Below are 21,856 nucleotides of genomic sequence, written 5' to 3'. Positions count from 1 at the left end.
TCTACTTAATTCCGGTAATGGGATTAATGTATGCCCTCATGATCATGTTGAGGTGCTGTTTTAAACATATATAATTCTTGCCTCTTGCATGTGCATGGTTAAGTTGCACTGCTTCTGTGAGGCGCTGATTCTCTAACTATGGAATTTCCTAAATTTTTGCTTGGTGACAACACTGATTATTCTGATGCTATTTTTGTGGTACATACAGAATATCCACGGTTCATCATCAACCTGCAGAACGACGAAGTAGAATGGCTCGAAGATTTTGATGCCGATGATGAAAAAGACCTTGCCGAAGAGGTGGAATCCCTTATCAAAGAAGCGACCGACTTCTATGACCGGGAAGTTGCCCGTTATGATACGGAGTAATGGAAACCCTACAACAACTTGATACCGAATTATTCATATACCTGAATAACCTGGGTAGCGTAAGGTGGGACGGGCTGTGGCTTGGGATAACCTATAAATGGAATTCTATTCCTATTTATATTGTGCTGCTTATCCTGGTCTACAAAAACCTGGGTTTAAAAAAAACCGGACTCGTTCTGCTGTTCGTTGCTTTATTGATAACCTGTACAGATCAACTTGCAAATCTTTTTAAACACGGTTTTGAACGGTTGCGCCCCTGCCGGGCAGAATTGCTTGTTGACCGCGCACGTTTTATCGCTGGCCGCTGCGGCAGTTTTGGTTATTTCTCAGCACATGCCGCGAGTTCTATGAGTCTTGCTATTTTTTTGGGATCGGTATTGCGTAAAAAGTTGCGTTTTTTGCTGCCTGTGTTGATTATCTGGGCCTTTATAATTGGGTATAGTAGGATTTATGTGGGCGTACATTATCCCGGTGATGTACTCACGGGTATTGTTATAGGAGGTTTGATAGGATATCTTTTTTATCGGCTTTTTGGTTTTGCTACTGCCAAGTTAAAACTGAACACTACTTTTACAAAATAAGGAAGAAGAAAAGGCTTGCTTTGAGAAGTGAGATTTAAAAATACATTCGAATGAAAATTTTAGTAACCGGTGCTGCCGGATTTATAGGTTCGCACTGCGCAGAACGTTTGCATCACATGGGACATGAAGTTGTGGGTGCAGATAACTTCTCACCCTATTACGATCAGAACCTTAAACATAAAAATGCCAAAGACCTGAAAGATGCAGGCATCCCAATTACCCGTATTGATCTTCGGGAACCAGGGGATTTTAGTAAACTAAAGGATGATTTTGATTATATCTTTCACTTTGCCGGTCAACCGGGCATTGCCGCTACATCAAGTTTTGAGGATTACCTCTGGAACAATCTCGTAGCGACAAAAAACCTTATTGATTTTGCACTTACCTGCACACAGTTAAAGCTTTTTATAAATATTTCCACATCCTCCATATACGGTTTGCACGCCACGCTTAGCGAAGAATCCGCACCGGCGCCGGCATCTTTTTATGGAGTGACTAAACTTGCCGGGGAACAACTTGTCTTGTCAAAATCAAGGGAAAAAAGAATAAAAACCTGTTCACTGAGGTTATTTTCGGTTTATGGTCCCAGAGAGCGACCAGAGAAATTATATACTAAACTCATAGGTTGCGGTTTTTTCAATCAGGAGTTTCCACTTTTTAAAGGTAGCGAAGAACATGTGCGCAGCTTTACTTATGTGGGCGATATCATAGATGGCGTGGTTAGTGTTATAGGTAATGAGGAGAAGGTAGATGGCCAGATCATCAATATGGGCAGCGAGAACGAACATACAACAGGTGAGGGGATCGCTATTGTCGAAGAACTATTGGATACTCAAATACGAAAAAATACGACCCCAAAACGCCAGGGTGACCAGATGTTTACCAAAGCGAATATAGATAAAGCCCGAAAATTACTGAACTATAACCCAAACACCACTTTAAAAGAAGGGCTGAAAAAGCAGGTAGCATGGTACCGGAAAGCATTTGTAGACTAATAAAACGCTGATTTTAGTCGAAAATTGACTGAAAACAGGCAATTTTCACTTCGTTTATTTCCCTTTTTTCGATATATTTTAATCCTGATTAATACGTACCTTGAACAACATAATACCGATATTGAATACTAAATAAACAACAATGAAATATATATTAGCAATACTCTTCTGCGCTTTCCAACTTCAGTTTTTACAGGCCCAGCATGCTCAGGATTCTTTAAAGTTAAAATTTGATCATGAGTCCCTTTTAGTCTCTGATATGCAAAAAAGTGCCGACTTTTATCGTGATGTGCTATTGCTTAACGAGATGAAAAGTCCACTGGACGGCCCAGATCGCAAATGGTTCTCCCTTGGCGGTAATTACCAACTTCACTTGATACGCGAAGACCGCAAAATGGTGCAAAATGATGTGGCTACACATTTTTCTTTAAGTATCAATGACCTGGATGCTTACATCGCATTCTTAGAAAAAAAAGGGGTAAAGTACACAAACTGGCCCACTACCGAAAAAGCCATAAGCATACGCCCTGACAATGTGCGTCAAATTTATGTACAGGATCCAGATGGTTACTGGATTGAAGTGAACGACGCTACGTATTAAGCTTTAGTCTTTTTAGCGGATTGATTTTTATTCGTTCTGGGATGAAACTCATCCATTACTTTTCTCAAATGCGTTCTATCAACATGCATATAGATTTCTGTGGTGGTGATACTTTCATGTCCCAGCATCTGCTGTATCGCACGTAAATCTGCCCCATTTTGCAATAAATGCGTCGCAAAAGAATGCCTAAAGGTATGCGGACTTATTTTTTTCTGTATTCCTGCAAAGGCGGCCGCGTTTTTTACGATGGTGAATATCATGGCGCGTGTGAGTCGGGATCCCCTCCGGTTAAGAAATAAGGTATCCTTGAACTTCGGTTTAGCTATCTGTGCATCGCGTGTTTCTTCCCTGTACGTATTGATATATTTTATCGTGTCCTGGGCAATGGGGACAAAGCGTTGTTTGTCTCCTTTCCCGGTTACCAGAATAAAACCTTCCTCAAAAAAAAGATCTGAAAGTTTAAGATCAAGCAATTCAGAAACACGCAGACCGCAGCCATATAAAGTTTCCAGGATCGCCTGATTGCGTGAGCCTTCATTTTTGCTAAGGTCAACGGTCGCAATAAGTTGGTCGATTTCCCCTGTGGAAAGCGTATCGGGAAGTTTTCTGCCCAGTTTTGGCGATTCTATGAGATCCATAGGGTTATCCATACGGTAATCTTCATCTAACAAATACCCAAAAAAACCTTTAAGGCCAGAAATAAGCCGTGCCTGGGAGCGCGCATTTAGATTTTTAGCCATTTCATAAATGAACTGCTGTACAGTTTCCTGATCAATAGTAATTGGTTTTGCATTACTATCTACCTCAAGCAACCAGTTTTGCAGTTTTTTCAGGTCAAAATGGTAATTGGCCAAACTGTTTTCGGCAAGGCCGCGCTCAAGTTTTAGATAATTAAAATATTCTTTTACCGCTTGCGTCCAGTTCATAGGTAGTTTTAACTCAATTAAAGTGAAAATAAGATGAATTAAGTTCAAACCAAAAATTAAAGCATCTATTTTGATCCTACATCGTATTACTCATTCTTACTAAAAAGAGCTAACCACTTGAATAAATAAGTTAAAATACATATTTTGTAGATTAAGTGCATATTATTCATAATAATTTATTAAATTTGTTTTCCAGATAAGTGAGAATTATGGATATACTGTTATGAAATTCATGTTAGTTTGAAGATAAACCCCAAGTCAAAAATCGAGAAAATGAAAAAAATCTACACGTTAATACTATTGTTGTCGCTATGCTTATTAAATCTCAACGCACAAACAATCACCTTAAATGGGACAGATAATAAGGTCAGTGTACCTAAAAACGGAAGTGGAGTATTAAATGATTTTAGTGCTCCGCACGATTTTACGATAGAGGTCAAATTTAAATTCAATAGTACACCTAAGGGTACGATTGTTTCAAAACACAGATCTCCGTCCAATGGTTTTTTTATTGAAATACAAAATGGAAAAATCCATTCTGGTATGGGTTCTGGACTTTATACAACCATTACAGGTGAAGAGTTAGTTGCAGATGTATTTTACCATGCAGCTCTAAGTTATGAGGTAGCTACTGAATCGTTTAAATTATATGTAAACGGAGAGTTAGTGGGCAGCAAAGAAATTGCCGGCACGTATAAACCGAACGTTAACGACAATATTAGTATGGGGTCCTCAGATTTTTGGGGTGAGTACAATGATTTAACGCTAGATTACTTTAGGATTTGGGATGTTGAGAAAAGTGCTATTGAGATAGCTGCAAACAAGGATATCGAGGTTGATTGTGATAATACTGAATTAGTTTTGCAATACAAATTTGACAATACGCAACCTTTAGACAACCTTGATGAGGTGGCAAGCTGTACAGGAAGTAATAGCGGTATTTTTTATGGAACCAAAGAAGTTCTGGGCCTCCCAACTGTTAATAAGAATATTGAATTGCACTTATTCCCCAATCCAGCCACAAATTCAATCCAGGTTTCAGGATTGGAAAAAGCAGCGCAGTATAAAATATATAATCTTTTGGGCAGGCAGGTTATGAACGGTTCTATAGTAAAGAATAAAGAAGTGGACTTACAGTCTTTAAATAAGGGAATTTATTTTTTCTCACTTGATACCGGAAATACCATAAAATTCATGAAAAATGAATAAAGCACTATTTAATTAATAGAAAGTTGAGCTAAGTATTTAATTGAAAATATAAAAGGTTCTACTGAAAAATCCCCAAATCATTGAAAAAAACGGCATTCTATGCCGTTTTTTTTACGCCTGAAATTCAATTATATTTGAAACTTTAAATAGTTTGAAAGTTTAAGGAATACTTGACTGCACAGATCAAAAAACCTGAAACGTTCAACCTCTAACGTGTAACACATTTATGGCAAAAGAACTTAAAATACTCATAATGAACGGTCCCAATCTCAACATGCTGGGCAAACGTGAACCAGATGTGTACGGTAACCGCTCTTTTGAGGATTATTTTTCTGCCCTGCAGTTTAAATTCAAAGAGACTGAACTTTCTTATTTTCAGTCCAATTGCGAGGGGGATTTGATTACAAAACTACAGCAAGCTGATCCCATTTTTGACGGTATTGTATTGAATGCAGCGGCATATACCCATACTTCCGTGGGCATAGGGGATGCGATTGCCGCTATAGAAACTCCGGTAATTGAGGTGCATATTTCAAATGTCTTTGCACGTGAGGAATTTCGGCACCATTCTTATATTTCAAAACATGCGGCAGGCGTAATTTTGGGCTTCGGCCTAAAAAGTTATGAGCTTGCCATCCATTCTTTTCTGCTTGAAGCCTAAAGCTTTTCTAAACTGGAGCAGTGGTAAAGACAGTGCGCTGGCATTATTTATTGCTCTTTCTGAAGAAGAATACGCAATAAATTCCCTTGTGACCACCGTAAATGTGCAAGCAGACCGCGTTTCTATGCATGGCCTGCGTAGAGCGCTGCTCCATAAACAAGCTGAAGCTATAGGTTTGCCCTTAAAAGAAATCGTACTTCCGGAAGATATTTCCATGGAAACCTATACCGAAACCATTGCACAAGAGTTCCGCAAATTTTTAAAAGCTGGTTATTCCCATACTATTTACGGAGATATATTTTTAGAGGATTTACGGGAATATCGCGAGAAAACTTTACGGAATATAGGTTTGCAGGGTGTATATCCACTTTGGAAAAAGGATACTTCAAAACTCGCAAAACAGATTATTGCTTTGGGTTTCAAAGCGGTAACGGTAGCGGTTAGTGATAAAGCACTGGGCAAAGAATATTGCGGTAGAGCGTACGACCAGGATTTTCTAAACAATTTGCCAGCAGGTGTTGATCCCTGCGGCGAGAACGGGGAGTTTCACACCTTTGTTCATGATGGTCCCATTTTCAAAAAACCGGTTTCATTTGAGTTGGGAAAAATTATAAAGCGCGATTTGAGTACTTCTACTGATAAAAATAAATCCTGGGAAAGTATTTTCTGGTTCTGTGATCTTATTTGAATATTTAAAAAAGCCTTAAATTCTTTGGAAAACAACCTATAAACGGCCAATTTTAGGCTTGAATAGGCCAATTATATTACCTTTGTACCTCATTTTTAAAACTTAGACATGCAAGACGGTATTTATGCCAAATTTCATACGCCAAAAGGCGAAATTCTGGTACAGCTCACCTATAAAAAAACTCCTGGTACAGTTGGTAACTTTGTGGCTCTCGCTGAGGGAAACCTGGAAAATAAAGCAAAAGATCAGGGCAATCCATATTACGACGGACTCAAATTTCACCGTGTGATTCCAGATTTTATGGTACAGGGGGGAGATCCTCAAGGAAGCGGTAGCGGCGGTCCCGGTTACAAATTTGATGATGAGTTTCATCCAGAGCTAAAGCATGATACTGCGGGTACCTTATCCATGGCAAATGCAGGCCCGGGAACAAATGGGAGCCAGTTTTTCATCACGCACGGTGCTACGCCATGGTTAGATAACAAGCATACCGTTTTTGGTAAAGTGGTAGAAGGTCAGGATGTTGTTGATGCGATCAAGCAGGGCGACACAATGGATCAGGTGGAAATCATCCGTCAGGGAGATGAAGCCGAAAACTTTAACGCGGTAGAAGCTTTTAGGACTTTTGAAGGTTCTCGCGAAAAGCGACTTGCAGAAGAGAAACAAAAATCTGAAGCTGCACTTGATAAAATAGCTGCGGGTTTTGATAAAACAGATAGCGGTTTGCGCTATAAGATCATCCAGAAAGGTGATGGTAAAAAAGCTGAAAAAGGAAAGACCGTTTCCGTGCATTATAAAGGCCAACTGGCTGATGGGACCGTTTTTGACTCTTCTTATAAGAGAAACGAACCTATAGATTTTCAACTGGGATCTGGCCAGGTGATTTCTGGGTGGGATGAAGGCGTGGCCATGTTGCAAATAGGCGACAAGGCGCGTTTTGTAATACCATCTGATTTGGGTTACGGTTCCCGTGGCGCAGGCGGAGTGATACCTCCAGATGCGACATTGATCTTTGATGTTGAATTAATGGGCATAAAATAACGCTTATAAAGCATTAAAAAACCCGCTAAAACAGTCAATTATTTGATGTTTTAGCGGGTTTTTCTGTTTTGTTCTGTCTGCAATCCTTAATACTTAATGTATCTGGTAAAGCGATTTTCAGCTTCAATCTCTCATTTTTATTTATTTCGCGCCCAGCTTATGGAGTCGCCCACTTTTACGTTCCAGGTTTTAGCAAGACCTCCGTTTACTTCTAATACATACTGAACAGGAACTTCAGAAGAAAGACTTTCTTCATTGAAGGGTTTTGCATCTGCGGCGATGGTGGCTATCTTTTTATCTGCGGTGATGTAGATAATATCAAGCGGAAACTCGGTATTTTTCATGTAAAAAGTATGTATGGAAGGCGAGCTGAACAGGAAAAGCATGCCCTGGTTTTCTTCTATCGCATCACGGTACATGAGTCCGGTGGCGGTTTCATAGTCCGTTTCAGCAAATTCGATATCCAGCGGTATTGTTGTGCTGTCAGCTTTATGGATCTGCAATGTTCCCTCCTTAGTAAAAGTAATTTCTTCGGTAACGAGTTCTTCGGAAGCGTTCCCATTTGAATTATTGCAGGAGAGCAACACACTGCCAAAGAGGAATAAAAAGAAGTATTTCATATTAATAGACTTTTTCACCTTTTTGATTAAGACCGCGGAAGATAAAGAACAGACCCAGTAAAATAAATGGAATACTAAGGATCTGACCTGTATTTAGATCAAAAATCCAGTTCTCCCTGCCTTCCACTTGTGCGCGTTTAAAGAACTCCACGATAAAACGTACAGACCAGAGTAAAACCAGGAACGTTCCAAAAATAAATCCTTCTTTTTTCCGTAGATCTGTTTTCCAGTAAATCGCCATAAGGATGGCAAAAACGATAATATAACCGGCAGATTCCATGAGTTGGCCAGGATAACGGTAGGGGATGGCATCAATATAACTTGCAAACTGTGGGTCATCGGTAAGGGCCTGGTAGGCTTTTCTGGGATTGTTGATTCCCGTAATGCGCTGCACCTCATATTTATTGTATTGATCTTGTACAAATTTTATGGCAATATTGCTGGTTTCGGTAACTTTTCCCACCATTTCTGAATTGAAAAAATTCCCGATACGTACAAATATTCCGCCAAGACACACCGGAAGGATTACTCGATCCAGGAGCCACAATGCACTTTTATGTAATATTTTCTTGTTGTAGAGGTACATCGCAATGATCATCCCAATGGCGGCGCCATGACTGGCGAGTCCTTGAAAACCTGTATATTCTATTTCTGGTACAAACCGAAAAGGGAGAAGGACCGAGAGGGGATCTTCCCACAACAACTCCGTCTGGTAAAAGAAAACATGACCTAGCCTGGCGCCAAGCAAAATGGCCAATACGGAATAAATAAACAGGGGATCTAGTTTTTCTTCATCAACATTCTCATACTTATAGATGCGTTTCATAAGAAACCAGCCCAGCATAAAAGCTACAACAAACATAAGGCTGTAAAAGTGGATGGTCATAAAACCAAGGTCAAAACCCGTAGAAGGGTTCCATGTCATCTTAAGTGCGTGCATAGGTCGTATTTAAAATAAAGCGTAAAGATATAAAAGCACCCCGCGATTTTAAGTTTTTAGGTATGAAAATAACTGTAGGTAAGGGGAGCATAAATCTTGTGATAAATTATCTTTCTAGTCTACTTTTTTTTTGGTGGAACGGGATCTGGACCAGAACCACCCCAGGGATTGCAACTGGCAATACGTTTTATGGAGAGCCAGCTTCCTTTTAAAAGGCCATGTTTTTGTAGCGCTTCTACCGTGTATTGAGAACAGGTGGGCTGGTAGCGGCAAGAAGAGGGTAAAATGGGTGAAATTGCACGTTGATATATGCGCACTAAAAATATAAATGGAGCGGTTGCGAGCTGCTTGCCGGTCATTGACCTATGGTATAGGTTGTCCCTTCCCGTCCATCTTTGAGCTGAATGCCCATATCAAGCAGGGTATCCCGAATCTGATCACTTGTCGCAAAATCTTTATTTGCCCGCGCTTCGTTGCGCAGTTTAATAAGCAAATCAAGTGCGCCGGAAAGTTTATCTGTATTCGCATCTGCCGTTGTCGTGCTGTCTTCTAATGCAAGTACTTCAAAAACAAAAGCGTGAATCGTATTAATAAATGCTTCAAGATCGTCGCTCGATAAGGTTTCTTTGCCCTCTTTAAGTTGATGAATGTATTTGACCGCCTCAAATAACTGGGCGATAAGAATAGGTGAATTAAAATCATCGTTCATCGCAGCGTAGCAACTAGCTATCCATTTTTGAATATCAATACTGCTCGTTGAAGACGCAGTAATGGACTTTAAAAGGTTTACCCCTTCCATGAGTCGGTAAAATCCTTTCTCACTCGCCTGCAAAGCATCATCGCTAAAGTCAAGGACACTGCGGTAATGTGCCTGCATTATAAAAAAGCGGGCGACACCTGGTGCATAACCTTTGCTCAAAAATTCGTTTTCCCCTGTAAAAATCTGCCCGGGGTTGATGTAATTCCCGGTACTTTTAGACATTTTCTTACCGTTTAAAGTAAGCATATTTGCGTGTAGCCAGTAGTTTACAGGATTTTTTCCGCAGGAAGCTTCGCTTTGCGCGATCTCACATTCATGATGCGGAAATTTAAGGTCCATACCGCCACCGTGAATGTCAAACTGTTCGCCAAGATATTTGGTACTCATCGTTGTGCATTCCAGATGCCACCCCGGGAAACCTTCGCCCCATGGCGATGGCCAGCGCATGATATGCTGGGGTTCGGCTTTTTTCCAAAGGGCAAAATCCTGCGGGTTCTTTTTTTCACTCTGTGCTGCCAGTTCTCGCGTGTTGGCGATCATATCTTCCAGCTTTCTACCGCTTAGGCGACCGTACTCGTGACTTTCGTTGAATTTGAGGACATCAAAATATACTGAACCATTTTTTTCGTAGGCAAAACCATTTTCAATAATTTCCTTGACGATCTCTATCTGTTCAATAATGTGACCTGTGGCCGTAGGCTCTATGCTGGGGGGCAGGCAGTTGAATTTTTGTAGGATATTGTGGAAGTCAATGGTGTATTGCTGTACCACTTCCATAGGTTCTATCTGCTCTAGACGGGCTTTCTTTGCAATTTTGTCCTCACCCTGATCTGCGTCATCTTCCAGATGGCCTGCGTCTGTAATATTGCGTACGTAGCGTACTTTATAGCCCAGATGTTTCAAATAGCGAAAAACCATGTCAAAAGACATGAATGTGCGCACATTGCCCAGGTGCACGTTGCTGTAAACGGTAGGGCCGCAAACATACATGCCTATGTTTCCTTCCAGAATAGGTTTAAAAACCTCTTTAGTGCCAGAAAGCGAATTATAAATACTTAACTGCTGCTTTTGATACAAAGGGGACATAATCGCTAAAATTAGATGGTAAGCTGTAAATGTAGTTTTTTAGAAGAAGATTTAGTACCTCGTATCCAGTTTGATATAATCCAGAAAATCGCGTCTCAGCGCTTCTTCCTTGAATTTACCGCCAAATTCACTGGTTACGGTGCTGCTGTCTATATCGCGTATACCACGGCTGTTCACACAAAGGTGTTTTGCATCTATGACGCAGGCCACATCATCTGTATTGAGAATGTGTTGCAGTTCCTGAACTATTTGCATGGTAAGACGCTCCTGTACCTGTGGGCGCTTTGCATAATAATCTACGATGCGGTTCATTTTAGAAAGGCCAACAACACTTCCATTAGATATGTAGGCAACATGCGCGCGACCCACTATGGGCAAAAGATGATGTTCACAAGTGGAATAAAGCGTGATGTTTTTTTCAACCAGCATTTCCCCGTATTGATAGGGATTATTAAAGGTGGATGCCCTGGGTTTTTTTTGCGGATTCAATCCGCCAAAAATTTCATTTACAAACATTTTTGCTACCCTGTTAGGCGTTCCGGCAAGACTATCATCAGTAAGGTCAAGGCCTAACGTGTGCATTATTTCAGACACATTTTTCTTGATGCTCTCTATCTTTTCACTATCGCTTTGTATAAAAGCATCTTCACGCATAGGTGTTTGCGCTGCCGTTGCTTGATGGCTGTCGCCTAGGGCATCTTCTTTTTCAAGTGCCCGCTTATTTGTGGATGTACTCATTGTGACTTAATAATATCTGATTCTTTTAAGGCCTGCAAAGGTAAGGTTTTAAGCTAATAAACAAGGTCTATAATATCCTTAAGGCATTAGGTTGAGCGTAGCACTATAATAGTATCGTTCCCTATTCCTAAAACTTGCAGGATTAGGGGATTTATAGTTGGAAACTAAGGGTTGTCATGAATGTATTGTTCGCTTTATCAATTAGGGCAGTGTTCGTGAAATCACCTTCATAAAAACGGGTGTTTATTTCCTGGGAAGATCTTGAATATGCAAAGTCCAAACGCGCAGCGCCGAAAGAATATCCTAAACCTACAGAAAAACCGGTAATATCACTCTGGGCGAATGCATCTTCATAAGGACTTGTTTCAAAGCGATAACCTCCACGGAAACTCCAGGCATCTGCTCTATATTCGCCACCTAAGCGATATGTGGAAACACCTGAAAGCTGGTTGGAAATGTTTTGATTTTGACCATTGAAGTCTGAAACAGCATTACTTTTATACTCAATTTTTGAAAAATCCTGAAAACTATAGTCAAAGCTAAGAAATCCGATATTTTCAAAAATATAAGCGATACTTGCGTTGGCTTTTGCGGGTGTTTTTAAATCATAACGTTCAAAAACATTGACAACATTGGGGGAAAGCGTATTGGAGCCATCAGCACCGTTGCTGAATAAACTCTGGGTGGTTTTCTCTTCAATCGTAAACCATGTAGGAGAGTCATAGCTGGCGCCGAGTCTCCAGTTTTGGGCAAGTTGATAAATACCGCCCAATTGAAAACTAAAACCATTACCCAAAGCTTCCAGGTTATTGCCAAACCTCAAACTGTTGATTCTGCTGCCGTTATTATCGTTGTCTTCAAAAAATACCGTCTGCTTCTCAAAATCTATAAAATGAGAATTCAGGTTAAGACCTAAATACAAACGTTCGCCATATTGTGTAGCTACATTAAAATTGATCTTGCCATTATAACCGGTAGAAGTATAGTCATATTCCTGGCTAAAATTCCCATTCGCAATATTAGAAACATAGGCGGTATTATCGTCAGTATCTTCCACGGGGTCTATGATAAATGCCTGATATCCTAGAAATCCTTGTTGAGCTTGAAATCCCAGGTCCTGACCTATGTTAAAATAAGCATCATCGCTGGTTTCACCAGAAAGTACACTTAAATCTGCTAGCCGAAAGCCCTGTGCATTCCCCAGAAAATAATCTGAAATGGAAGAATTACTAATTCCTGAAGCGAAATAGCTGTCGTCAAAATTCTGGATACGGTCATAATTTACAGCAAAGCTTAATTTTTTCCACGGGGATTCTATTCTGGAATTGTTCAGTACAAAAACACCGCCCAACTGATTAAAATTAATAGCACTATCATCCCTGCTATTTATACCGTCAAAATAATAGCCATCATTGTCGTAGGCATTGAGTGAGCCCGTAAAACTGGCAAAACTTACGGTAAATATTGCAGAACTTGCAGGGTTATTGTTAAGTGCGGAAAGATCACCGCCAAGAGCGCCAAAAGCTCCGCTAACCCCATTATATCGAGCAGTACCTATTATATTCTGTTGTGTATAACGTACCGCATCCACTACAGTCTGGGCACTGGATGTGAAAGGGGTTAAGCAATAAGCGATTAAAAGTAGGAAAATTGATTTTTTCATTGAAAAACAGTCGTTTATGGAAAGAAAACTGGTTTATTAAGCTGAAAAACACCTTATTTAGAGGTGTTCTTGAATCATTATTATGCAAAAGAACAAAAAAATGGTTCTAAACGAGATTTTTAAACCTGCACTTAGAACCACTGAATTTTACAAATTATCTTCCACCGCCTCTGCTGCTTCTGGAAGATCCGCCTGAACTTCGCGATGACCCTCCTGAACTTCTGGAAGATGATCCAGAACTTCTTGTGGCGCCACTACTTCTAGAACTGCTACTGCCAGAATACGAAGATCGTGCTGGTGCACTTGTCCTGGTGCTATTGCTTCTAGAATAGGAATTTGAACTCCGGGTAGAACGGCTGGGTGTGTATGAATTGTTTTGCGAGGAAGTTCTTCTGCTCGATGCGTTGGAATTGTAAACGCTGTTGCGGCCACTGGATGCAGTATTGCTTCTTGAAGTGCGGCGTGTATCTACACCTACATTATTCCTGCTATACGTTCTTCTACTGGATCTGGAATCGGCAGAACTGGCCGTTGCGCTCCTTGAAGATCTTCTATTGGAGTAGTTCGTATTTCCCCTTCGTATACTGTTAGATGCGTTGATATCAGAACTTCTTCTGCTTCTGCGTTCATCAGAACGTGCTCCCCTGTTGTAAGCATAATTGTTATAGTTATTATAATATCTGTTTCTATTATAATATCCATTGTTATAGCCATAATAACCTCCATAGTATGGGTTTATTCCGGCAAAGCCGTAACCATAACCATACCCGCCATAAGGATAGCCAAAACCTCCTACGAATGGATAACCGCCGTAGAAACCACCATAACCGAAATTATTGTAGCCATAGCCGTAACCACCCCTAAATGGGAATCCGCCATAAAAGCCACCATAGCCAAAGTTATTGAAGCCATAACCAAAACCACCATAACCCCATCCCATATTGGAAGGATATACATTTACAATAACTTCATCGTACGTGGATCCCCAGGCTGGCTGGCCATTGTATCCCATACGTTCTTCCTGAACGATATCTTCTTCCGTGTACTCACCGGTTGAGGTATAAGAATCAACATCAGTAAAGATTATGTCTTCGTTTGCCTGCTGTACCTGTTCCGCCCCCTGACTGAAATAATTGGAATAATATCCTGTTCTTTCCGTAGAAGTTTGTTGTTGCCTTCCGCCCTGAGGTTGTTCTGCTGAAGCAATCCTTGTACTCCTGCTTCCATATATGCCATCATCGTACGATGCATATTGAAAAGAACCGCAGGAGGCTAGTGTAAATAAACCTATTAGGAGCAATCCCGGCCTTACGCCTATTTTTTTTATTCTTTCTATATGTCGCATATACGTATGTATTTAATTGTTGTAGATAGTAAATTTAATTAGTTTTGCCGCTTACATATTTTAGATAATAAAGATAAACAATAACTAGGTATTCTACTATCACAAGGAGCAATAGTTATGCCAAAATACAGTATATGGGAAAGAACTTAACCACGCGAGAAGAAGATTATTCCAAATGGTACAATGAGCTGGTTGTCAAGGCAGATCTCGCCGAAAATTCCGGCGTTAGAGGGTGCATGGTTATCAAGCCTTATGGTTATGCGATTTGGGAAAAGATGCAGGCAGAATTGGATCGTATGTTCAAAGAAACCGGACATCAGAATGCGTATTTCCCGCTTTTTATCCCGAAATCCTATTTCAGTAAAGAAGCAAGCCATGTGGATGGTTTTGCAAAAGAATGCGCCGTAGTGACGCATTACCGTCTCAAAACCGATGAAGATGGAAGTATTATCGTAGATCCTGACGCGAAACTTGAGGAAGAACTTATTGTACGTCCCACTTCAGAAACGATAATCTGGGACACCTACAGAAAATGGGTTCAGTCCTATCGCGATTTGCCTTTGCTTATCAATCAATGGGCAAATGTAGTGCGCTGGGAAATGCGTACCCGTCTCTTTTTACGTACTTCGGAATTTTTATGGCAGGAAGGTCATACTGCACATGAAACAAAGGGAGAGGCTATAAAAGAGGCGCAATTGATGATGAAGGTCTATGCAGATTTTGTTGAGCATTTTATGGCCGTTCCCGTGATTAAAGGAACAAAAACCGAAAGTGAACGTTTTGCGGGTGCACTTGAAACTTACTGTATCGAAGCGCTTATGCAGGATGGTAAAGCTTTACAGGCAGGAACGTCCCATTTTCTTGGACAAAATTTTGCAAAGGCATTTGATGTCAAATTCGCTACTAAAGAAGGTACGCAGGAATATGTATGGGCAACATCCTGGGGGGTTTCTACGCGCTTAATGGGGGCTTTGATCATGACGCATAGTGATGATAACGGTCTTGTGCTTCCTCCTAACCTTGCACCTATACAGGTTGTGATCGTTCCCATTTACAGGGGGGAAGAACAACTGGAGTCCATATCCCAGGTTGCCGGTGAGGTCAAACGTGAACTTGAAATGCATGGCGTATCAGTTAAATATGACGATAGGGATACGTTTAAACCAGGATGGAAATTTAACGAATATGAGCTTAAGGGCGTGCCCATACGTATAGCTATAGGTCCGAGGGATTTAGAGAAACGCACGGTAGAGGTTGCACGTAGGGATACGCTTAGTAAAGAAATTGTGTCAAAAGAAAACGTAGTGGACCGCGTACGTGAACTGCTTCGGGAAATGCAAAAAGATTTGTTTGCTAAGGCATCTAATTTTCAGAAGGAGCATATCACAGAGGTAAACGATTACGAAGGCTTTAAGGACGTATTAGAGAACAAAGGAGGTTTTATTAGCGCTTTCTGGGATGGCACGACAGAAACTGAGGAAAAGATCAAAACGGAGACCAAAGCTACGATTCGTTGTATTCCTATTGATGCGAAAGAAGAGGAAGGCGTGTGTGTTTATAGTGGCAAAAAGGCCACAAAAAGAGTCTTGTTTGCTAAAGCATATTAATTTTTTTAAAAAAAGTTGAGATTCCTATTGCAACATTAAATAATATGTTTATTTTTGCATCCGCATTTGAGAGAAAACTGGTCCGTTCGTCTAGCGGTTAGGACGCCAGGTTTTCTTCCTGGTAACAGGGGTTCGATTCCCTTACGGACTACTAGAAGTCCTATTGAATTATCAAATGCGGAGCATATTTGACATAATGGCCCGTTCGTCTATCGGTTAGGACGCCAGGTTTTCATCCTGGTAAGAGGGGTTCGATTCCCCTACGGGCTACAACTTAAAATACGGAATGTTGAATTCAGGAGACAGTACTGTATTAGTTATTAATGATCCTGAATTCATAATTTTTAATTTACAATTAGAACAATGGCAAACCATAAGTCATCTTTAAAAAGAATACGTAGCAGCGAGAAAAACAGGCTAAGAAACAGATACCAGAGCCGTACCACCCGTAACGCTATAAAGAAATTGAAAGAATCAGATAAGAAAGAAGCTGAAACTTTATTACCTTCAGTTATATCTATGATTGATCGTCTCGCTAAGAAAAACGTGATTCATGATAATAAAGCAGGTCACTTAAAGTCTCAAGTAGCCAGACACGTTGCTGCACTTTAAGTAGTAGTTAAACTTATTTAATATTAAGACCCTCACGTAACGTGAGGGTCTTTTTTTTGTCCTAAACCCATTTGGATTAAATGGAGTCCACTGCGTGATTGCTCTTCTAGATATTCGTATTGATTCTCTTTAAAAAGTGACCGTATCAGTATTTTAACAATTTTGAAGCATAATTATGACTAAAACTAAAGTACTTTAAACGCAGGATACGGTATAAAAATTCAAACCAAAATTTTACGATCATGAAGAATAGAAAATACGTTGTACTTGTGATGATTTTATTGGCGTTTACAGCATGCAGGGAATCCTCCAGCAGTGATACCCCTGGCGATAATGCAAATGGAACGACATCCAGTGACACCGTCACCAGTGCTGCAAATAAAAGTGCTGCTAATAATATCGTAACCTATTCACAGGGCGATATGGATCAAGCGGGTTTTATGAATCAGGATATGTCGCAGACCTATTCTGAATTAGAAATGAGCGATGAGCAGATACAATCGTATGAATCTAGTTTAGATGGTAAACAAACCTGTGAAATAAATGATGATAACGGCGATCATCGCGATAATGCAATGAAAGCTATACTTACAGATGTGCAGTACGACAAATATGAAATGATGAAAAAGGATACTCCTAAAAATGATAAGCAGTAAAGAGAAACTTTCATTCACAAACTTAATAAAACAAAAAAAGCGGAGCTTCAATTGAAGTTCCGCTTTTTTTTGTTTTAAACTTATCTATCAGGAAATTGATTATCCGTTCATAGAAACTAAAAACTCTTCGTTACTTTTAGTTTGCTTGATACGATCGTTTATAAACTCCATAGCTTCTACAGGATTCATGTCAGCAAGGTATTTACGCAATACCCACATACGTTGGATTACATTTTCGCTGAGCAGTAAATCATCACGACGCGTACTTGAAGAAGTAAGGTCCATTGCTGGGTAAATTCTTCTGTTGGAAATTTTTCGATCCAGTTGAAGTTCCATATTACCGGTACCTTTAAATTCCTCAAAGATTACTTCATCCATTTTAGAGCCGGTTTCCGTAAGAGCTGTGGCAATTATGGTAAGCGAACCTCCATTTTCAATATTTCGGGCAGCTCCAAAGAAGCGCTTGGGTTTGTGCAATGCATTGGCATCAACACCACCACTCAATATTTTACCAGAAGCAGGCTGTACCGTATTATACGCACGTGCAAGGCGGGTAATAGAATCCAACAGGATCACTACATCATGACCACACTCTACAAGGCGTTTTGCCTTTTCAAGTACAATATTCGCCACACGTACATGCTCATGTGCCTCTTTGTCAAAAGTAGAAGCTACAACCTCTCCCTTAACATTGCGCTGCATATCTGTAACCTCTTCCGGGCGCTCATCAATAAGTAAGATCATTTGATAAACTTCAGGATGGTTTGCGGCAATTGCGTTTGCTACATCTTTAAGAAGCATCGTCTTACCCGTTTTTGGCTGGGAAACGATCATACCCCGTTGTCCTTTGCCTATAGGGGTAAACATATCCATTACCCGGGTGGAAATCGTGCTTTGGCGGTCAGCCAAATTAAATTTTTCCTTGGGGAAAAGAGGTGTCAGGTGTTCAAACGATACGCGATCACGAACCACATTGGGATCCAGTCCATTTATTTTTGAAACCTTTATAAGCGGAAAATACTTCTCTCCCTCTTTAGGTGGTCGAATAACGCCAAGTACAGTGTCTCCGGTTTTTAGTCCAAACAGACGTATTTGTGACTGTGATACGTAAATATCATCAGGTGAGGAAAGGTAATTGTAATCTGAAGATCTTAGAAAACCATAACCGTCCTGCATGATGTCAAGAACGCCCTCACTTTCAATAATCCCGTCAAATTCATAATCAGGCTCACGATAGCGGTTGCGGCTATCTTTATTGCCATTGTTGCGGTTGTTATTGTTGTTGTTGTTATTTGAATTACCGCTGTTGTTGCTGTTGGAATTACCGCTGTTATTGTTGTTGTTTTTGTTCGTGTTGGATTTTTTAGGATTTCTATTTGTGTTCTTATTATTGTTCGTAGAAGTATCCTTGCTGTCCTTACGTGGGCGGTTATTCTTAGGTTTATTGTCCTGCTTATCGTTCTGACTTTGGCCTTTATTGGTATTAGCAGGCTTGTTGCTATTGTCATTTGCATCAGGGGCACTGGCCTTTTTCTCTGTTTTGCTTTCAGGATCTTTGGTTTCGGCGCTTTTATTTTCAGCTTTGTCAGAAGAGGTTTTGCGCGTACTTCCTTTTTTAGGCCCTCTTTTTTTAGGGGCTGGTTTGCTGTCAGTCTTTGAAGAAGATTGATTGTCCTGAGCAGCAATTGCGACCGCTTTGGGATCTGCAGCTTGTTCATCAAGTATTTTGTATACGAGATCTAATTTTTTTATGGTCTTGAATTTAGGGATGCTAAGACCTTTAGCTATTTCCTGAAGTTCAGGAAGCTTTTTAGCTTTAAGTTCTGAAATATCAAACATTAATTATAAGGATTGCTTTGAATTTAGTGTGAATGCGTGTAAAAAATCTAGAGAGAAGATTTTAGGGGTTTTTGGCAAGTAAATAACCATCATACACAGAGAAGGTTATATATTATGTATGCAATTATACAACATTAATTTCAAATTAGTGTCAAGAGTTAAAAAGAAGTTGTTATTTTTGCCGGCAGCATATAAAATTATGATTCAACGCATACAAACCATTTATCTTTTGCTGGCTGCACTTGTTTCTGCCGGCCTTATTTTTATTTTCCCGCTGTTTGTTAATCCAGAAGGAGAGACAGTATGGGCAATAGAAAATATTCTTTATTTGAGTCTTTTTGTATCAAGTGCGATCTTATCATTGCTTACGATTTTTCTGTTTAAAAAAAGACAGCTACAGTTTGTTCTGGGCCGTCTCAATATAATATTGAACTTTATTTTACTAGGAGTATTGGTTTACCAGTCGCAAATCATATCTGGAGGGGCGGCGGCCTCGGAGAAAGGTATTGGGATGCTTATACCCGTCATTTCTATCGTTTTTATCGCCCTGGCTAACAGGGCAATCAAGCGGGATGAGGATCTTGTAAAATCTGTGGACCGGTTGCGATAACCCTACTAACTTAGTTTATTAGTGAAAAGCCCTGCGATTGCCATTCGCAGGGCTTTTTTTATGTGAATTCCAAAGCTGATTTGTTGTTCCTCAAAAATTATTTATTATCCTCCTTTAGTACTATTTCAAAGTACAGCATACAATCTAAAAGCTGAAAATCTTAATGCCCAGATATACTGATAGTCTGTATTTTTTTCAACAGAAGCTTGAAGCTATTTCTTACGGCTTAGTGTAAGTCCGTCACGTATGGGAAGGAGAACGGTTTCCAGTCGGTCATCATTTGCCAGACTGCTATTGTACTTTAGGATGGCCTGTGTAGAGGGATCCGTGTTCTTTGTAGGATCTAATACCTTTCCGTTCCACAACACATTATCTGAAATTAATAATCCCCCAGTATTTAGTTTAGGGATAATAAGATCAAAATAGGCTGGATAATTCGGTTTATCTGCATCAATAAACACCAGGTCAAACGTGTTTTGAAGTGTGGGGATCACTTTTAATGCATCACCTACATAGGTCTTAATTTGACTTGCGTATGAGGATGCTTTGAAATATTTGTGCTGCAAATAAGCCAACTCTTCATTGTGATCTATGGTTTCCAATAGGCCATCAGGCTGCAGTCCTTCCGCCAAACAAAGTGCCGAATAACCGGTATAAGTACCTATTTCAAGTATGTTTTTAGGATTTACGAGTTTAGAAACAATGCTTAGCAAACGCCCTTGCAGGTGACCGCTCAGCATTCTGGGTTGTAAAATTTTCTGATAGGTTTCCCGGCGGAGCTGCTGTAGAAGTTCAGGTTCTTTTTCAGAATGTTCTGCAGCGTAGTCTTCTAGTTCTTCAGGTATAAAATGCATGCTGTCTGTTATTCATTTTCCATGCCTTGCACTACTGCATCATCATGCAGCATTTTACGCGTCTCTTCTTGCACAAGGCTCAATTTTTGTCTCAGGGATTGCCCTGGAGTGATTTTCTTATCGTGAATTAGATTAAGGATTGCTTTGTCCTGTACTCTTCCACGGCGCATGGCTTCAGAATAGCGCAGATCTTCCCTAAAGGTGACCAGGGCATATTTTGAAAAATATTCCTCTGGAAATTCTTTTTCAAAGGCAATTTCCAATTTTCTTTTTTCCTGAAAAATCTCACTTGCGGTATGTGCCTTCATCTCGTGAAAGTTATCTACGGCAAGATCTGCAATCGCATCGGTATCTTCTTTTCGTTCTGTTTGAAATGCTTTAAAAGCGGCATTCCAGTCGTCTGGAAACTTATCCATCGCCTTGTCGAGTACCACAATATCCTCAAAGGCCGCATTCATTCCCTGACCGTAAAAGGGGACGATTCCGTGGGCGGCATCGCCCAGTAATAGTACGTTTCCGTAAGCATGCCAGGGAGAGCATTTTATGGTTCCCAATGGCGAGGTAGGGTTCTCCTCGAATTCTTCCTGAAGATTGGGCATCAACTTTAGCGCATCGGGAAATTCCTTTTTGAAATATGATGTAATGGCCTCTCTATTGTCTAACGTTTGAAAACTATCTTTTCCCTCATCCCAGGAGAGAAAAAGCGTTACCGTAAAACTTCCGTCAAGATTGGGAAGTGCGATCATCATATCTTTGCCTCGCGGCCAGATATGCAACGCGTTTTTTTCGGTCAGATATCCCCCGTCTTCAGCAGGTGGAAAAGAAAGCTCTTTATAACCATGGGTAAGGAAGTCCTGACCGTAGCTAAACAAGAATTTTCTATGTTCCAGCATGCTTTTGCGCAAAGCAGAGCCCACACCATCAGCCCCCATGATCACATCTACCTGATGTGTGCTGGTTTTTCCTGTATGGTAATCTTCAAAGCTCGCCTTTGCATGCTCAAGTTCTACACCCGTACATTTCTGATTGAAAAATATGGAAATATCAGGCATTTTATCACATTCATCCAAAAGCAGAATGTTGAGGTCTTCCCTTGAGATGGAGTTGATATATTCATGGTCGCGACCACTGTACGGACTCATAAACTCCTCACCGTTTTCAGGATGGATCATTCGGCCTCGCATGGGGATACATAACGGGAGTACCTTTTTATCGAGCCCCGCCAGTCGAAGCCCTTTCATGCCACGATCTGAAAATGCCAAATTGATGGAACGTCCAGAATCTACAGATTCTTTCCTAAGGTCAGGGCGTTTTTCCATAAGGGAAACCTTATAACCCCGCTGTGCCATTCGCAGTGCAAGTAGCGAACCACAAAGTCCCGCTCCTATGATAAGTATATGTTCTTGTTTCTTCAAATTGTATTGGTTGGTGGGTTGTTTACAATGCTACAGGTCG

The 21,856-nt window shown here is 40.4% G+C and carries 23 protein-coding genes and 2 tRNA genes; 14 read left to right on the top strand and 11 right to left on the bottom strand.

The window, feature by feature from the left end:
* Positions 1–138: 138 nt before the first annotated feature.
* From P162_RS05200 to P162_RS05185, 4 genes are all read left to right on the top strand, one after another.
* On the top strand, positions 139–369 hold the full coding sequence (locus P162_RS05200) for a hypothetical protein (protein WP_031426178.1): 231 nt from the start codon (positions 139–141) through the stop codon (positions 367–369).
* On the top strand, positions 369–950 hold the full coding sequence (locus P162_RS05195) for a phosphatase PAP2 family protein (RefSeq protein ID WP_031426177.1): 582 nt from the start codon (positions 369–371) through the stop codon (positions 948–950). Before P162_RS05200 ends, P162_RS05195 begins: the two co-directional genes overlap by 1 nt.
* Positions 951–1,000: 50 nt before the next feature.
* Positions 1,001–1,945, top strand: a complete 945-nt coding sequence (locus P162_RS05190) for an NAD-dependent epimerase/dehydratase family protein (RefSeq protein ID WP_031426176.1) — start codon at positions 1,001–1,003, stop codon at positions 1,943–1,945.
* A 142-nt stretch (positions 1,946–2,087) separates the two neighbouring features.
* Complete coding sequence (locus P162_RS05185; RefSeq protein ID WP_035916865.1) at positions 2,088–2,546, top strand: VOC family protein; 459 nt, start codon at positions 2,088–2,090, stop codon at positions 2,544–2,546.
* On the opposite strand, the gene xerD is transcribed toward P162_RS05185, so the two are convergent.
* Positions 2,543–3,472 (bottom strand): site-specific tyrosine recombinase XerD, encoded by a 930-nt coding sequence (xerD, locus tag P162_RS05180; protein ID WP_035916862.1) that lies wholly within the window; start codon positions 3,470–3,472, stop codon positions 2,543–2,545. The genes P162_RS05185 and xerD overlap by 4 nt on opposite strands.
* 273 nt (positions 3,473–3,745) lie before the next feature.
* On the opposite strand from xerD, the gene P162_RS05175 reads away from it, so the two are divergent.
* The 4 genes from P162_RS05175 to P162_RS05160 all read left to right on the top strand — a co-directional run bounded on the left by P162_RS05175 (position 3,746) and on the right by P162_RS05160 (position 7,071).
* The gene (locus P162_RS05175) at positions 3,746–4,681 is read left to right on the top strand and encodes a LamG-like jellyroll fold domain-containing protein (protein WP_051907784.1); all 936 of its coding nucleotides are present in this window, start codon (positions 3,746–3,748) and stop codon (positions 4,679–4,681) included.
* A 226-nt stretch (positions 4,682–4,907) separates the two neighbouring features.
* Entirely contained in the window at positions 4,908–5,342 is a 435-nt protein-coding gene (gene aroQ, locus P162_RS05170; RefSeq protein ID WP_031426172.1) for a type II 3-dehydroquinate dehydratase, read from the top strand.
* Positions 5,311–6,030, top strand: a complete 720-nt coding sequence (locus P162_RS05165; RefSeq protein ID WP_241077731.1) for a diphthine--ammonia ligase — start codon at positions 5,311–5,313, stop codon at positions 6,028–6,030. Before aroQ ends, P162_RS05165 begins: the two co-directional genes overlap by 32 nt.
* A gap of 108 nt (positions 6,031–6,138) precedes the next feature.
* The gene (locus P162_RS05160) at positions 6,139–7,071 is read left to right on the top strand and encodes a peptidylprolyl isomerase (protein ID WP_031426170.1); all 933 of its coding nucleotides are present in this window, start codon (positions 6,139–6,141) and stop codon (positions 7,069–7,071) included.
* Positions 7,072–7,208: 137 nt separating this feature from the next.
* On the opposite strand, the gene P162_RS05155 is transcribed toward P162_RS05160, so the two are convergent.
* The 7 genes from P162_RS05155 to P162_RS05125 form a co-directional block, all read right to left on the bottom strand.
* A complete protein-coding gene (locus P162_RS05155) occupies positions 7,209–7,691 on the bottom strand; it encodes a DUF192 domain-containing protein (RefSeq protein WP_035916859.1) in 483 nt (160 codons plus the stop codon).
* Position 7,692: 1 nt separating this feature from the next.
* Positions 7,693–8,631, bottom strand: a complete 939-nt coding sequence (gene lgt, locus P162_RS05150) for a prolipoprotein diacylglyceryl transferase (protein ID WP_031426168.1) — start codon at positions 8,629–8,631, stop codon at positions 7,693–7,695.
* Positions 8,632–8,750: 119 nt separating this feature from the next.
* Entirely contained in the window at positions 8,751–8,990 is a 240-nt protein-coding gene (gene yidD, locus P162_RS05145) for a membrane protein insertion efficiency factor YidD (RefSeq protein WP_031426167.1), read from the bottom strand.
* The gene (gene cysS / locus P162_RS05140; protein WP_031426166.1) at positions 8,987–10,477 is read right to left on the bottom strand and encodes a cysteine--tRNA ligase; all 1,491 of its coding nucleotides are present in this window, start codon (positions 10,475–10,477) and stop codon (positions 8,987–8,989) included. Before cysS ends, yidD begins: the two co-directional genes overlap by 4 nt.
* Before the next feature lie 51 nt (positions 10,478–10,528).
* On the bottom strand, positions 10,529–11,215 hold the full coding sequence (folE, locus tag P162_RS05135; RefSeq protein ID WP_031426165.1) for a GTP cyclohydrolase I FolE: 687 nt from the start codon (positions 11,213–11,215) through the stop codon (positions 10,529–10,531).
* A gap of 151 nt (positions 11,216–11,366) precedes the next feature.
* Positions 11,367–12,878 (bottom strand): OmpP1/FadL family transporter, encoded by a 1,512-nt coding sequence (locus P162_RS05130; RefSeq protein ID WP_031426164.1) that lies wholly within the window; start codon positions 12,876–12,878, stop codon positions 11,367–11,369.
* Between the two features lie 154 nt (positions 12,879–13,032).
* The gene (locus P162_RS05125) at positions 13,033–14,223 is read right to left on the bottom strand and encodes a hypothetical protein (RefSeq protein ID WP_051907782.1); all 1,191 of its coding nucleotides are present in this window, start codon (positions 14,221–14,223) and stop codon (positions 13,033–13,035) included.
* A 134-nt stretch (positions 14,224–14,357) separates the two neighbouring features.
* Between P162_RS05125 and proS the strand changes: the two genes are divergently transcribed.
* From proS to P162_RS05100, 5 genes are all read left to right on the top strand, one after another.
* Positions 14,358–15,830 (top strand): proline--tRNA ligase, encoded by a 1,473-nt coding sequence (proS, locus tag P162_RS05120; RefSeq protein ID WP_031426162.1) that lies wholly within the window; start codon positions 14,358–14,360, stop codon positions 15,828–15,830.
* Between the two features lie 79 nt (positions 15,831–15,909).
* Positions 15,910–15,981: transfer RNA gene (locus tag P162_RS05115), tRNA-Glu, on the top strand.
* A 47-nt stretch (positions 15,982–16,028) separates the two neighbouring features.
* Positions 16,029–16,100: transfer RNA gene (locus P162_RS05110), tRNA-Glu, on the top strand.
* Positions 16,101–16,193: 93 nt separating this feature from the next.
* Entirely contained in the window at positions 16,194–16,442 is a 249-nt protein-coding gene (rpsT, locus tag P162_RS05105) for a 30S ribosomal protein S20 (RefSeq protein ID WP_031426161.1), read from the top strand.
* A 242-nt stretch (positions 16,443–16,684) separates the two neighbouring features.
* Positions 16,685–17,098, top strand: coding sequence for a hypothetical protein (locus P162_RS05100; protein ID WP_031426160.1), 414 nt, complete (start codon positions 16,685–16,687; stop codon positions 17,096–17,098).
* A gap of 99 nt (positions 17,099–17,197) precedes the next feature.
* Here the strand turns inward: P162_RS05100 and rho are convergent, their stop codons facing one another.
* Positions 17,198–18,937 carry a transcription termination factor Rho gene (rho, locus tag P162_RS05095; RefSeq protein WP_031426159.1) on the bottom strand — a complete coding sequence of 580 codons (1,740 nt, stop codon included), beginning with the start codon at positions 18,935–18,937 and terminating at the stop codon, positions 17,198–17,200.
* Between the two features lie 199 nt (positions 18,938–19,136).
* Here rho and P162_RS05090 point away from each other — a divergent pair, with 199 nt between their 5' ends.
* Positions 19,137–19,547: a DUF4293 domain-containing protein gene (locus P162_RS05090; RefSeq protein WP_031426158.1), complete on the top strand. Its 411-nt coding sequence runs from the start codon at positions 19,137–19,139 to the stop codon at positions 19,545–19,547.
* A gap of 212 nt (positions 19,548–19,759) precedes the next feature.
* On the opposite strand, the gene P162_RS05085 is transcribed toward P162_RS05090, so the two are convergent.
* Together P162_RS05085 and P162_RS05080 are read right to left on the bottom strand one after the other, a co-directional pair.
* Positions 19,760–20,401 carry an O-methyltransferase gene (locus tag P162_RS05085; RefSeq protein ID WP_031426157.1) on the bottom strand — a complete coding sequence of 214 codons (642 nt, stop codon included), beginning with the start codon at positions 20,399–20,401 and terminating at the stop codon, positions 19,760–19,762.
* Between the two features lie 8 nt (positions 20,402–20,409).
* Positions 20,410–21,816 carry an FAD-dependent oxidoreductase gene (locus P162_RS05080; RefSeq protein WP_031426156.1) on the bottom strand — a complete coding sequence of 469 codons (1,407 nt, stop codon included), beginning with the start codon at positions 21,814–21,816 and terminating at the stop codon, positions 20,410–20,412.
* Positions 21,817–21,856: the final 40 nt, after the last annotated feature.

It is taken from the genome of Flavimarina sp. Hel_I_48, from assembly GCF_000733945.1.
Taxonomy (GTDB): domain Bacteria; phylum Bacteroidota; class Bacteroidia; order Flavobacteriales; family Flavobacteriaceae; genus Leeuwenhoekiella.
This window is presented reverse-complemented; position numbering and strand designations above follow the sequence as displayed.

What these genes read in the sequence shown, in the direction of transcription:
- P162_RS05190 (WP_031426176.1), top strand. Translation starts at nt 1,001, where the DNA reads ATGAAAATTTTAGTAACCGGTGCTGCCGGATTTATAGGTTCGCACTGC.
- P162_RS05100 (WP_031426160.1), top strand. Translation starts at nt 16,685, where the DNA reads ATGAAGAATAGAAAATACGTTGTACTTGTGATGATTTTATTGGCGTTT.
- rho (WP_031426159.1), bottom strand. Translation starts at nt 18,937, where the DNA reads ATGTTTGATATTTCAGAACTTAAAGCTAAAAAGCTTCCTGAACTTCAG.
- P162_RS05185 (WP_035916865.1), top strand. Translation starts at nt 2,088, where the DNA reads ATGAAATATATATTAGCAATACTCTTCTGCGCTTTCCAACTTCAGTTT.
- folE (WP_031426165.1), bottom strand. Translation starts at nt 11,215, where the DNA reads ATGAGTACATCCACAAATAAGCGGGCACTTGAAAAAGAAGATGCCCTA.
- proS (WP_031426162.1), top strand. Translation starts at nt 14,358, where the DNA reads ATGGGAAAGAACTTAACCACGCGAGAAGAAGATTATTCCAAATGGTAC.
- P162_RS05160 (WP_031426170.1), top strand. Translation starts at nt 6,139, where the DNA reads ATGCAAGACGGTATTTATGCCAAATTTCATACGCCAAAAGGCGAAATT.
- P162_RS05090 (WP_031426158.1), top strand. Translation starts at nt 19,137, where the DNA reads ATGATTCAACGCATACAAACCATTTATCTTTTGCTGGCTGCACTTGTT.
- aroQ (WP_031426172.1), top strand. Translation starts at nt 4,908, where the DNA reads ATGGCAAAAGAACTTAAAATACTCATAATGAACGGTCCCAATCTCAAC.
- xerD (WP_035916862.1), bottom strand. Translation starts at nt 3,472, where the DNA reads ATGAACTGGACGCAAGCGGTAAAAGAATATTTTAATTATCTAAAACTT.
- yidD (WP_031426167.1), bottom strand. Translation starts at nt 8,990, where the DNA reads ATGACCGGCAAGCAGCTCGCAACCGCTCCATTTATATTTTTAGTGCGC.
- rpsT (WP_031426161.1), top strand. Translation starts at nt 16,194, where the DNA reads ATGGCAAACCATAAGTCATCTTTAAAAAGAATACGTAGCAGCGAGAAA.
- P162_RS05130 (WP_031426164.1), bottom strand. Translation starts at nt 12,878, where the DNA reads ATGAAAAAATCAATTTTCCTACTTTTAATCGCTTATTGCTTAACCCCT.
- P162_RS05125 (WP_051907782.1), bottom strand. Translation starts at nt 14,223, where the DNA reads ATGCGACATATAGAAAGAATAAAAAAAATAGGCGTAAGGCCGGGATTG.
- lgt (WP_031426168.1), bottom strand. Translation starts at nt 8,631, where the DNA reads ATGCACGCACTTAAGATGACATGGAACCCTTCTACGGGTTTTGACCTT.
- cysS (WP_031426166.1), bottom strand. Translation starts at nt 10,477, where the DNA reads ATGTCCCCTTTGTATCAAAAGCAGCAGTTAAGTATTTATAATTCGCTT.
- P162_RS05175 (WP_051907784.1), top strand. Translation starts at nt 3,746, where the DNA reads ATGAAAAAAATCTACACGTTAATACTATTGTTGTCGCTATGCTTATTA.
- P162_RS05155 (WP_035916859.1), bottom strand. Translation starts at nt 7,691, where the DNA reads ATGAAATACTTCTTTTTATTCCTCTTTGGCAGTGTGTTGCTCTCCTGC.
- P162_RS05200 (WP_031426178.1), top strand. Translation starts at nt 139, where the DNA reads ATGGAATTTCCTAAATTTTTGCTTGGTGACAACACTGATTATTCTGAT.
- P162_RS05195 (WP_031426177.1), top strand. Translation starts at nt 369, where the DNA reads ATGGAAACCCTACAACAACTTGATACCGAATTATTCATATACCTGAAT.
- P162_RS05085 (WP_031426157.1), bottom strand. Translation starts at nt 20,401, where the DNA reads ATGCATTTTATACCTGAAGAACTAGAAGACTACGCTGCAGAACATTCT.